This window comes from Methylophilus sp. UBA6697 (genome assembly GCF_002454655.1).
Classification (GTDB): domain Bacteria; phylum Pseudomonadota; class Gammaproteobacteria; order Burkholderiales; family Methylophilaceae; genus Methylophilus.
In genome coordinates, this window is the sequence record NZ_DKJH01000025.1 from 18,568 (window position 1) to 31,071 (window position 12,504).

9 protein-coding genes are annotated in these 12,504 nt (G+C 46.5%); 5 read left to right on the plus strand and 4 right to left on the minus strand.

Features of this window, described 5'->3' with window-relative positions; genetic code table 11:
* Positions 1–29 precede the first annotated feature (29 nt).
* Complete coding sequence (rpoH, locus tag B3355_RS07565) at positions 30–887, minus strand: RNA polymerase sigma factor RpoH (protein ID WP_292782330.1); 858 nt, start codon at positions 885–887, stop codon at positions 30–32.
* Between the two features lie 469 nt (positions 888–1,356).
* Between rpoH and B3355_RS07570 the strand changes: the two genes are divergently transcribed.
* Positions 1,357–5,919 carry an AAA family ATPase gene (locus B3355_RS07570; RefSeq protein ID WP_292782198.1) on the plus strand — a complete coding sequence of 1,521 codons (4,563 nt, stop codon included), beginning with the start codon at positions 1,357–1,359 and terminating at the stop codon, positions 5,917–5,919.
* Positions 5,920–6,002: 83 nt separating this feature from the next.
* On the opposite strand, the gene B3355_RS07575 is transcribed toward B3355_RS07570, so the two are convergent.
* Positions 6,003–6,659: an SDR family oxidoreductase gene (locus B3355_RS07575; protein WP_292782201.1), complete on the minus strand. Its 657-nt coding sequence runs from the start codon at positions 6,657–6,659 to the stop codon at positions 6,003–6,005.
* 162 nt (positions 6,660–6,821) lie between these two features.
* Here B3355_RS07575 and B3355_RS07580 point away from each other — a divergent pair, with 162 nt between their 5' ends.
* Positions 6,822–7,703 carry a LysR family transcriptional regulator gene (locus B3355_RS07580; RefSeq protein WP_292782204.1) on the plus strand — a complete coding sequence of 294 codons (882 nt, stop codon included), beginning with the start codon at positions 6,822–6,824 and terminating at the stop codon, positions 7,701–7,703.
* A gap of 505 nt (positions 7,704–8,208) precedes the next feature.
* Here the strand turns inward: B3355_RS07580 and B3355_RS07585 are convergent.
* Positions 8,209–8,658 (minus strand): hypothetical protein, encoded by a 450-nt coding sequence (locus B3355_RS07585; RefSeq protein ID WP_019881607.1) that lies wholly within the window; start codon positions 8,656–8,658, stop codon positions 8,209–8,211.
* Positions 8,659–8,839: 181 nt separating this feature from the next.
* Positions 8,840–9,451, minus strand: coding sequence for a hypothetical protein (locus B3355_RS07590; protein ID WP_292782207.1), 612 nt, complete (start codon positions 9,449–9,451; stop codon positions 8,840–8,842).
* A gap of 162 nt (positions 9,452–9,613) precedes the next feature.
* Between B3355_RS07590 and B3355_RS07595 the strand changes: the two genes are divergently transcribed.
* The 3 genes from B3355_RS07595 to B3355_RS07605 all read left to right on the plus strand — a co-directional run bounded on the left by B3355_RS07595 (position 9,614) and on the right by B3355_RS07605 (position 12,477).
* Entirely contained in the window at positions 9,614–10,789 is a 1,176-nt protein-coding gene (locus B3355_RS07595; protein WP_019881609.1) for a hypothetical protein, read from the plus strand.
* A gap of 53 nt (positions 10,790–10,842) precedes the next feature.
* Positions 10,843–12,066: a formamidase gene (gene fmdA / locus B3355_RS07600; RefSeq protein WP_019881610.1), complete on the plus strand. Its 1,224-nt coding sequence runs from the start codon at positions 10,843–10,845 to the stop codon at positions 12,064–12,066.
* A 72-nt stretch (positions 12,067–12,138) separates the two neighbouring features.
* Positions 12,139–12,477: an FmdB family zinc ribbon protein gene (locus B3355_RS07605; RefSeq protein ID WP_019881611.1), complete on the plus strand. Its 339-nt coding sequence runs from the start codon at positions 12,139–12,141 to the stop codon at positions 12,475–12,477.
* Positions 12,478–12,504 lie beyond the last annotated feature (27 nt).

A 12,504-nucleotide genomic window follows, 5' to 3' on the forward strand; every position in this document is an offset into this window, starting at 1 on the left:
CAAAAACGGGAGCATTTGCTCCCGTTTTGTTATTTGCTTTCCAGCATATAGGTTTTGATTTTTTGCATCGCCTTCTGCTCAATCTGGCGGATACGTTCTGCTGACACATTAAACTCAGCAGCCAGTTCATGCAGCGTGGAGGCATTGCCTTCAGTCAACCAGCGTGCTTGCAGCACACGGCGGCTACGCTCATCCAGTTGTTGCAAAGCCATGCTCAAACCTTCGGTTTGCAGATGCTCGGTTTGCAGGTTTTCCAGCAAGGTCGATGGCTCAGGGCCTTCATCTTCGAGGAACGCAATCGGGCTATACACTTCTTCGCCGTCGTCATCCACCTGCGCATCCAGTGAAATCTCCTGACCGTTGAGGCGGTATTCCATCTCGGTCACTTCTTCCGGCTTCACATTCAGCTCGGTGGCGATACGGTGTACGTCATCCGGGCTCAGCGTTTCAAAGCCTTGCTTCATGCTGCGCAAATTAAAAAACAGTTTGCGCTGTGCTTTGGTGGTCGCGGTTTTCACCAGGCGCCAGTTACGCACGATGTATTCATGGATCTCGGCTTTAATCCAGTGCATGGCAAACGAGACCAGGCGCACGCCACGGTCAGGGTCAAAGCGTTTCACCGCTTTCATCAAGCCAATATTACCTTCCTGAATCAGGTCAGACTGTGGCAAACCATAACCGCTATAACCACGGGCAATGCTCGCGACCAGGCGCAGATGCGACACGATCAGTGCGCGCGCAGCCTCCAGGTCACCACTTTGTTTCAACTCAGTCGCATAGCTGTATTCTTCTTCAGCCGTGAGCACTGGAAACTGCTTGATGGTGCGCAGATATTTATCCAGGCTGTCAGCCGAGGAAACGACAGGTAAAGTTAACGCGTTGATAATAAACTCCTTATTGAAAGAAGATGTTTAAAATGATTTTAGCACTCAAAGCTTGAGAGTGCTAGCCCATTTAAAAGTTCAACGCTATCGGGCTTGTTGTGATTTGTTAATGGAGTTGGAAAAAACTAATAAAGTCCGTACATGCTTTATTAAAAACGGAATCTATTGCGAAATTAGTTGCAATCGCTTTGATAGTTATATGTCTTTAAGAGCAAGCTGTACTGCTGTGTGATAACTGGTGAATCTGAATTATCTGCAGTCATAGGGTGTTAGATTACGGACCTATCCAAGGTGGGAGATGCAAAACAGTTCGATTAGCGAAACCGCTTTACCCCAACCCCTACTGTGGCAATCAGAGGACTATTAAACGTAATCTGAAAGTTGAGTGCCTAAGGTAATGTTCGAGCAAATATGAGCTACTATCCCGAAACGAAACGATTCAAGACGAAAAAGAAAGAACGGGAGCGTGTAGTTGAGCGTAGCAGGTGTTTATTCAAATATTGGTGACGGCTACCAGACGTTAATTGCGTTTGGATGGGCTTTGAGGGTGCTATCAAACCCAGACTATATTTGGTTGCAAGTAGATTCTGTTGAGCATTCTGTAGACGATGTAGTCATTAGCAGGGCCGATGGTTCTCTGATTGCATGCCAATGCAAGAAAAACCAAACTGACTTCAAATCATGGTCTGTTTCTGATCTAGATGAGGAAATAGATAAAGCGGTTAGCTTTTTAGTTAAGTATCCTACATCTGAAGTATTGTTTTATTCTCGCTCCAATTTTGGTGATCTGGCTAAGTTAAGAGAGTTCGGCTTGACCCAGCCGGATGGGAAAACATTTTTAGCAAATCTCTCCAATAAACTGAAAGCAGTGAATTCTGCTTTGGAAGCACGCTTTAGGCTTGTCGGACAAAGCTTCTCAACCTACGAATTCATAAGGCGCACGGATTTTGTCGCTAGTGAGACTTTGGCGCTCATGAAAGATGATCTGATAGATCGTCTACAGCAAATTGCAAGTAATCCTAAAATTGCATATAACGCACTTTGGACAAGCCTCGATGAGCTCGGAGGGCGATTACACGGTAATGTGGGTTCTAGTGGGGTTCAGCATCGTTTTACGAAAGAAGATCTAAAACACATATTGGAAACAGCAGGTTCTATGCTCGCTGCGCCAGTTGAACTTGGTGATGTACGTCATTCTTTCGCACAAACCTCTGCAGTTGGGCGAACTTGGAAACGGGATATTGCTGGGCAACGATTGCATAGCGATGTTGTGAGTAAGCTCCTAGGTGCGGTAAATGCCAAACGACGATCAATATTACTTACTGGTAAACCCGGATCTGGAAAAACTTGTTCCATGCTTGCATTGCAAGAGGCCTTAGAAGAGCAAGCGTTAACAAGGAACATCGTACCTCTTTTTATTCAAACCCGAGAATTTGCTGAGTTAGCTACATCTCTAGACAGGCAGGCGCAAGGATTGTCAGATCAATGGGTTGAGAAAGCTGCTCGAATGTCTGAGCATTCTCATGTCGTCGTTGTTATGGACTCTTTAGATGTGCTTTCCATTTCAAGAGATCACAGGGTTCTAAGGTATTTCCTAAGCCAGATTGATCAGTTATTAATCAACGCCAATATCACTGTAGTAACTGCCTGTAGAGATTTTGATAGACACTATGACCGTCGCATAGCTGAACGATCCTGGGACTATGAGTTGGCAATTCAGCCACTAAACTGGGAAAAGGAAGTATGTCCCTTGTTATCCAGTTTAGGAATACCTATCGATGGCATAGATAAATCGACGCAAGAGCTCATTCGAAACCCAAGGGAGTTTGGCCTTTTCGTGGAGTTGGCTCAAGTTGGAGGCGCATTCAACGTCGTCACTAGTCAAGCATTAGCTCAGCGATACCTTGAAACCATCGTACGAGAAAATGATGCTCTAGGTGATGAAGCATTAAAAGCAATCGAGATCATTGCTACTGAAATGCTCAGAACGCGCAGCTTGGTTGTTCCTCACCAACACTTCCAAGCCTCCCAAGAAATCCGCAGGGTATTGTGCAGCCTCAATGTATTACAGGAAACTCACGACAATAAATTAACGTTTGGACATCAAACATTGCTTGATGTGTTAGTAATTAGTCGTGCCATTAGAGAAAGTGTGACTTTAAGTCAGTTCATACAGACACTTCCTGCAGTTCCATTCGTACGTCCTAGTATCCGTAGTTTTGTTTCTCAATTAGTACTTGGCGAGCGACGTGACTTTAGAAAACAAGTGCGCAGTGTATTGAACGGAGAATCCGCATTTCATATTCGTAGATTAGTAGCGGAAACATTTGCTGAGCAACTGCCTCAAGATGATGACTGGCCAATGCTGCGGGATTTACATGAGAATAATACTGGTATTTTCAATGTCATCTATGGAGCAGCAAATGCTATCGAGTGGCATTACTTTTGGCTTAAGCACTTGATTCCCAAATTTTTGGCTGAGCAAAACGTTTATGGACTCGTGGCGCATGTACATCGTATTTCAGTATGGAGTAATGATGATATTGCAGGAGTAGTCTCATATTGGAAAATGTTGATGGATCTCGATTGGTATGAGATTAAGTTTCCTGATCGTGTTAGTTCATATCTATGTGACGTAAATACTGAGAATATAGCCGTAGCATTGCCACTAATTAATCGGCTTTTAGAGATTCCTCCAGATCACTACAACTTTCTTGGGCGAGTGATCGCAAAAAGTGTCATTGCCGGCTCAGCGGATGATGCATTACTCTGGAAATTCATCCTCAACAACGTGAGTGATGAAGAGATGCTCAACAATCGGTATGGCAATAAATTACGTTGTCGGCCTCACGAATTCGGGTCGCCAGAGGATATGTTTTTAAGTCGTAGGATGTTGGCTTCAACAACCTTACTGAATCTGGCCCTTGATTCAGTGGAGAAGTGGAGCTTGTTTGAAACACAAACCTACCGACAAACGCGAAATGGATACCACTCAGGGTTCCTTAGAGAAACTTCATATGAAAGCCTTCATAGCCAGGGCGTGATTCGCTCTGCTGAGAGCCTCGAAGTCCTTTTTGGTGCTATTGAGGTTGCAATTCTTACGCATGCCTCCAATCATTCAGATTGGTGGAAATTCAACCGGGATAGAGTTTGCCTAAATCATGAGGGAGCTTTGATTTATTTCGGCATTATTGCCTGCACGAAAAACCCAGAGAATAATATTGAAATCATAGGTCGAATGCTATGTGACAGAAACCTACTTGAATTCCAACTCAAGTATGAGTTGGGAAATTTAATTCAGTCAGCTTTTCAGTTCTTGACCCCAGCAAAACAAGACTCCGTGATGGAGTGTATTCACAAGGTTTGGGAGGAGCAAGGTTTTGAGAATGTTAATAGACCATGGGTATTAAGAAATCGAGCAGAGTATTTCGCTTCGATACCAACTTTCCTCAGATCTCAATCAGGCCAAAAATTTTTAGATAGTTATCAAAATGAACATGGAATATTAGTTCGTGAACCAGAAATACTATTAAGAGCAGGTGGATCTTCATCACAATTAAGTTATAACACCTTTCTAACCCTAAGCGATATTGGTGTTTTGAGGGTACTCAAACACTTTGAAATCAATCCAGAACGAGACGATATCTACTTCCTCATGAGCGGCCAGCGCGATGTGGCTGGTCAATTGTTTCAGGCAGCAAACCGCCACCCAAGTAGATTTTTAAAATTATTAAATAGCGATTGGTTTGAAATAGCAGGGGTGTTTAAAGATCACATCATGGATGGAGTTTCAACTTACCTGTCATATAGGTTTGGAAATTTGAGAAGCCAGGACCCGTGGCAAGCTGTTGAAGATCCTGATGAAAATGTATTAGCTAATCAGATTCTTAATGAATTGGAGCTACACCCTGAGTATTGGGAACTTAACCCGGCTACTGCTAAGGTCATTGCTGCTTGTGCTAACTTCGTTCTGGATAAAAAACATGCCGAAAAGTTGGTGAATTTATCAAAAGCGTTTGCAAACTTTCAACAGGATGATCCCTACAAAGGAGAGGTTGATTTAATAACTAGAGGCTGTGCATTAGTAAAAGGTGACTTGGCACAAGCGATGATTGCTTTTGCAATAAACTTCCGAGATAACAATAATCCTTATCCATCAGGACTGATTTCAACTTTGGAGGCTTTAGCAAGTGATAGCGAGTCATCAGTACGCGTATTAATATTGCGACAATTACCCAAATTGCAAAGTCTAGATAGTGAGCTAGGCTGGAGATTATTTGAACTTGTTATGAGGCAACCACAAGAGTTGTGGGAATTTTCTGAACCTTGCTTTTATCACTCCTATTATCACCATTTCGATATTATCGAACCTATCCTGCCCCGACTCCTAACTTCGGAAAATGGAAAAGCATTGGAAATTTGGGGAAGAATCTCTGCATTGGCAGCCTTAATTTCCAATGTTGATTTTGATGTATTCCTATTTGAATTAAGGATACTGAATAACACTTCCGCATGGCGGGGTGCAGCAACAGTGTGGACTAATGTTGAAAATATTAAACAACATCGTGTTCAGTGCCTGAAAGGACTCACTGCTGGATTCGATACGGGCATTTCCCACGCTCATGTTGTAGCAAATCAACTTGAGAATTTATTTAGCGGTAAATCTAACGATAACTTCATACCTCTAGAGTTAGTTACCGAATGCTTCAAGGTAGTTCGTCAAAATCCAGAAATTAAAGATAGTTATTTGTATGAGTTACCTGAATGGTTAAATGCCTGGTCACAAAGAGATCCTGAGTATGCTCTAGCGGTAACTGAACTGTATTTTTACTTCGTAATTAATGGAGAAATAAACCTTTATGACCATGAAAATCATTTTGCTCAAATGATGACTAGGTTGTTTGCGGAAGCAGAGGAGCGTGAGGAAAGTGATGATGGGGATATGTTACGTCGAGTAATAGAGATTCAAGATCGGTCTCTCACAATTGGTGTCAGCGGGCTTAATGAATGGTTGAAAGCGGCTGAGAGGCCTTGAGTATTAAGGTTCGGCCTCTATTAGCTTGCCGTGCATCATGAAAGGAGGGTTGCTCCTCCCCTCAAGATTGAGCTTACCTACAATTAGCTGGCTGGATACATGGTTTCTGCGGACCACTGACCAGCAGGCTGGGAATGCAATGTCCAGAATTGTTCGGCGACATCATGAGACTCTTTTGAGTCAGGGCTCACAAAGGTGGCCACGGTGACAGTGGCAATATGGATATTCTGTTCTTTCAGGTTTTCAAAAAGCCCCAAAGTCAACGCGCGAATGCCAGCTTTGCCAATACTCAGCGAGAGATAGTCTGGGCTTGGATATAGCGCAAACCCGCCGCCTGTGAGCAGGATAGAACCTGATTTGGCTTCGGTCATTAACGGTACCACTGCTTTAATCGCCGATAAGGCACCGCCAATATTAACGGCCAGATCACTGTTAAACGTGTCGTTGGCTTGACTGGCGATTGTGGCCTGGCGAAGATTTGCCGCGTTGTAGTGCAGCACATCAATGTTACCTTCCTGATTTTTAACGGCGGCAATGAGTGCGGCTACCTGTCTTGCATCAGATGCGTCCACCACCTTGGCCTCGGCCTGGTAACCTTTGCTATTCAATTCGGCAACTAATTTGCCCGTGTTGTCGGCGTTACGACTCGCCAGAATGATTTTGAACCCCTCTTTGGCGAAGCGCTCTGCCGTTGCGACGCCCATGCCTGGGCCGGAACCAATGCCTAAAAATACTTTCATGTGAAATCTCCTCTTCAATAATGACATTCAATGTTCGCCTATCAACAGGGCATAGAAGCGCTTTTTAATAGGCGCGCTTTACTGCATGAACGCTATTCTGATGATTACAATCACTTTGATAAATAGCATAATATTAAAAATATTATTTACTGAGAGTAATGAATGGACAGATTCACCAGCATGCAGGTGTATACATCAGTGGTGGAGTTAGGCAGTTTTACAGCCGCCGCGAATGTGTTTCGAATGTCTCCTGGCATGGTGACCAAACACATCAACGCCATTGAAAAGAGGCTGGATGCGACGCTCATCAAGCGCACCACGCGCAGGCTGCAAGTGACCGAAGTTGGAAAGGCCTATTACGAAAGCTGTAAGGAGATTCTGAAGAAAGTCGAAGATTCAGAAGCCGGTACGGCCATTTTAAGCGGTAAACCCAAGGGCTTACTGAAAGTCACTGCCTCACTCTGGTTTGGGTCTATTACCCTGACGCCAATTGTGTGTGATTATTTAAATCAGTTTCCGGATGTCAGTGTGGAGTTATCCCTTTCAGACCGGTTTGTAGACATTATTGATGAACACTTCGATGTGGCAATCAGGATTGGCGAACTGTCAGATTCGTCACTCATCGCCCGTAGACTATCTACGTTTGAGCTGTCGATATGTGCCTCTCCCGCCTATCTGAGCAGGCATGGTACGCCAACAAAACCAGAAGATCTGAAGAATCATCAATGTTTGGGTTTTACCAATTGGCGCAGTCAAAGCGGCTGGAAGGTGGTTGAAAAAGCCCTGACTAACCAGAGTTTCAGTCACTCTAGATTTGACTCTAACAATGGGCAAGCATTGAGGGAGGCGGCATTAAAAGGCATCGGCATTATCATGATGCCAAAAGTGCTGTTGGAAAACGATATACACACAGGGCAACTTGTAGAAGTGCTCAAAGCGTTTACGCCACCCTCTCGGCCAGTGAATGCGGTTTATCCCAAAGAGCGGCAGACGACACCTAAACTGGCTTCGTTTGTGGATTATTTAGTCGAGCATTTAAAGTAATCAGCTTTTCCATTCCACAATTACTGTGGATAACACAGTGGATTGCTTCTTGGTAACGCGCCTAACTCTATGATTCGCTGAATTTTTGCGGCGTCGAGTAAACTTTGACCAATCTGCGTCTAAACTTAAAACGATTATTTCAGCGGCGGGGCAGGAAAGGGGTTGGGGAAGACGGGCGGATATTCATAAGGCGGGCATGAAATATCGCTGACTGTCGTGGTCAATGATGGTTTCAATAAAAGATGCTGCAAAGTCCTTGTTCCTTGGTTAAACAACGTGCTGAACAAGGGGCAATTGCCTGTGCTACATGCTTTTTAAACATGTGGTTAACAAGCAATTGCTTTTCAATCAGTTGTGACGTTTAAATCTGGCAGAGCTGCGCCAGCCTTTGAACTGGCGCATTTCTGGATTTCATACCATAACAGCAATAGCTGACGGGCGCCTTACAATTTCAAAGAATCCGCTTGCTATGCGACCTGCCTGCGTACAGACAGGTATGTGCTATTTAGTCACGCCCACGGCCGCGACCATTGCCGTGTCCATTCCCATGCCCGTGCCCACGATCATCGTCATGCCAGTTACCGTGATCATGGTCATCATGTCTGCCACCTGGCCCGCCATAGGCGTTATAGCGAGGCGCATAAACGTTCTGATACCAACTGTCCTGCACAAAGTAGACCTGGCGGCCACAGGCGCCATAATTACCACAATAACGGCCCCATTTTTTCATCTGGCCAGGCGGCACACGCAAATACATAGGCTGTTGCACGACGGCCACTGGCGGCGGCTGAATAATCACTGGTTGGGCATAGACGAGTTGTGGCGCCGGATAGGCATTCCCCAGCACAATCTGCCCATAAAATCCTGGTTGACCTACGCTCACTGCCACGCCAACCTCTGCGAAGGCCGTGACTGCGCTAGCCATTAATACTGCACCCATCGCTAATTTTTTCATCATCGTTCATCCCTCTAAATAAGGCATTGTTGCCTGATACTTACGCATGAAATTTCACGCGTATGCGCATTCTAGAAAGCTGGATAATTTGATGACAGTCTCATGATTCTGATAGTCATGTCAGAATCTGCTGACGACGCTAACAGTAAAAAACGATAGGTGAACATGTGTTGGTGGCGGCTTATTTCAGGTTGCGAATGGCCATCCACCCCAGGTCATGCATACACACGACAAACGCCCGTTTGTAGGTTTGTGTTTTGTAATCCGGCAAATAGTCCGGCCCAAGTTTTTTCTCGCAAGATAGCTGATCCTGTTTCAGCTGATTGGGGAAAGCCCCCATCTTCCACCACGAGTTGATGGGATAGGTGACATCCGGTCCATCGTTGGCAGTCGAGTGACTCGCCACACTTTTTGGCGCTTCTTCAACCGCTGTCGTATTGTTTTCTGCTGGTTTGCTACTCTGCCCTGGCGGCGCTGCTTGTGGTGTTTTTGCAACAGCTGCGGTCACAGGTTTTTGCGGAGTATCCGCCGGTAATTCTATAAATGGACTCGGTTTGGCCTGGCTGGCCTGCTTGTTATCTGTCACTTCTATGGTGGCAAATAGCGGGTCTAGCGCATCTACTTGCGGTTTTTGCCAGCCGTGTTCGGCCAGGCAGGCAGCAAGCTGGTCACCGCTGCCGCGGCAAGCCTGGTGCGCGCGGTCTATGTCTTGTTGCGAGCCGCCTCGCTTATAAGATACTTCGCCGCATCCCGCCAATAAAGCAGTTAAAAGAAGGTAAGTTAAAAGACGCATTGCTTGTCCTGTTATCAATTTGTTATACGCAGTCTAGCTGTGTTTCGCAGTCACTATCACTACGCAAATTGACGTATTTGTCCTACACCCCCCTCTCGTTAAGCTGAGCGCAAGTTTTGATCAACTGTGATTGTTTGAATTTAACGAGAAAGGGAGTTTTAAATGATGAACTTGAAAAAATGTGCCTTGCATACAGCAGTAGCAATGGCTTGCGGCCTGGGTGCACAAATGGCAAACGCGGGTGCCACGATTACTTTTGGTGAGGACAAGTATATCAGTGCTGGCTTTGGTTTTATCGGTGGTTATTCTTCAGTAGAAGACGGTGCAGCTAACGGTAAAGACCGTTCTAACGATTTTTCTTTAGACAGTGCCCGTATTTATTTATCTGGTTCGTTCAACAAGTACATCAAAGGCATGTTGAACACAGAGAAAAACATTGCAGCACCAGGTGGTGGTAGCAGTGACACCATTCAAGTAATTGATGCCAACGTACAGTTCCAGTTAACACCAGAAGTGGCGATTTGGGCTGGTCGTTTCCTGTCTCCAAGTGATCGCGCCAACATGGCGGGTCCTTACTACTCTATGGGTGGCGGCTACTGGAGCGGCATCGCTTCACGTTATGGCTTCAACGGTGGTGTGATTGGCCGTGATGAAGGTGTGGCAGTGGTGACCAGCTTCCTGGAAGACCATCTGGCAGTGTCCTTCGGTGCTTTTGAAGGTGACAACATCTTCCGCTTGAGCGGTGTGGGTGCGCAATCAGAAACTGCGGGTACTAAAGACAAATTAATGTATGCAGGCCGTGTGCAATACAACTTCTGGGACGCAGAGCCAGGCTATTACGGCACAGGCAGCTACTTTGGTGCCAAAGACATTTTGTCTGTTGGTGTGGCCGGGCGTGTGAAAAAAGACGGCGTGGTCAGCGGCTTGGGCGCGGTAGGTGACTACAGCTCCTACAGCGTTGACTTCTTGTTAGAGAAGAAAGATGTCGGTCCGGGCACATTCTCAGCTGAAGCTGCCTATTACTACTACGACACCGACAATGCCATTCTGGGCGAACAAGGTAAAGCTTACTCAGCGGCTGTTGCCTATTTGTTCCAGGACGAAATCGGCTGGGGCAAATTCAAACCTTTTGTCCGCTATCAAAAGTTTGACGCGGATGGTGTGACAACCGGTACATCCAATACCCGTACTGGCGCAGATACCAAGCGTGTCGAGATCGGTACCAGCTATGTGATCGCGCCATACAACGCCATGATTACTGCCAGCTACGGTAAGACTGACACTTCAACCACATCTGATACCAACGACTTCAAAGTCGCTTTGCAGATGCAATTCTAATCAAGACTGATAACCCTTTCTCACCTAACTTTTCTTATTAGGAGATGAGTGACATGAAAACAATAGTGAAGCTGGATTTGGATAAAAAGCCCTGGGAGCAGGACGGTCAGATTCATAACCGTTGGCATCCAGATCTGCCGATGATTGCCATGGTAAAACCTGGCGATGAGTTCCGCGTCGAGTGTATGGACTGGACCGGTGGCCAGATTGGCAACAATGACAGCGCCGATGATATCCGTGATGTGGATCTGACTCAGGTGCATTACCTGAGCGGCCCAATCGGCGTCGAAGGCGCTGAACCGGGTGACCTGATGGTAGTAGAAATTCTGGACGTAGGTACCTTTGACGACCAGCAATGGGGTTTTAACGGCCTGTTTGCCAAGGAGAATGGCGGTGGTTTCCTGACTGACCATTTCCCTAAAGCCAGCAAGTCGATCTGGGATTTCCACGGCGTATACACCACTTCCCGCCATGTGCCTAAGGTACGCTATGCCGGCATCATGCACCCGGGTTTGATTGGCTGCCTGCCATCACGTGAATTGCTGGAGACATGGAATGAGCGTGAAGCTGCGCTGATTGCAACGGATCCGGACCGCGTGCCGGCACTGGCACTGCCACCTGAGCCTAAATCTGCCGTCATGGGCCGTTTGTCTGGTGAGGCTGCCACAAAAGCGGCGGCGGAGGGTGCGCGTACCGTGCCACCTCGTGACCACGGTGGTAACTGCGACATCAAGAACCTGACCAAAGGCTCGAAAATATTCTTCCCGGTCTATGTGAAGGATGGCGGCCTCTCCATGGGTGACCTGCACTTCTCACAAGGCGATGGTGAAATCACGTTCTGTGGTGCGATTGAGATGGCCGGTTATCTGGATATCAAAGTCAGCCTGATCAAAGACGGTGTGAAGAAATATGCGATCAAAAACCCGATTTTCCAGCCTAGCCCGATCACACCGACTTACCGTGATTACGTGATTTTTGAAGGTATTTCAGTGGATGAAGCGGGCAAGCAGCATTACCTGGATGTACATGTTGCTTATCGTCAGGCTTGCCTGAACGCGATCGAGTACCTGAAGAAATTTGGTTACAGCGGCGAGCAGGCAGTAGCGATTCTCGGCACGGCACCGGTAGAAGGGCATATCAGCGGCATCGTGGATATTCCTAACGCCTGCGCCACTTTGTGGATCCCGACTGAAATCTTCGAGTTTGATATCCGGCCGAATGCCGATGGACCGAAAATTGAAGTGCCACCTGGTATTAACGTGGCGCCGAGTACGTAAGCCCGTACTTAACAAGAAAACGTTTTCATCAGGCCAGGTTTGCCCAGGCAAACCGGCAAAGAAAGGGTACAGATGCCTCTTTACGAATATGAGTGTGACAGTTGTGGCGTGTTTACCGCGCTACGCAAAATGAGTGAATCCAGTTTGCCAGCAGAGTGTGAGTGTTGCGGTGCCGAAAGTCCGCGCATCCTTTCTGTGCCCAAACTGGCCATTCTGGGCAAGCAGCAACGCTCCGCATATGAACGTAACGAGAAATCTGCGCATGAGCCTCGCAGCGGTCGCCGCTCCAGTTGTGGTTGTACCGGGTCACATACCTGTAAGACCACGACCAAGGTGAATCCGGATAACGGCAAACCTGCGATGCAAATGCAAACCAAGAAAACAGCAAGACCGTGGATGATCGGACATTAGTTCGATCGGACACTCGCCAGTATTCAC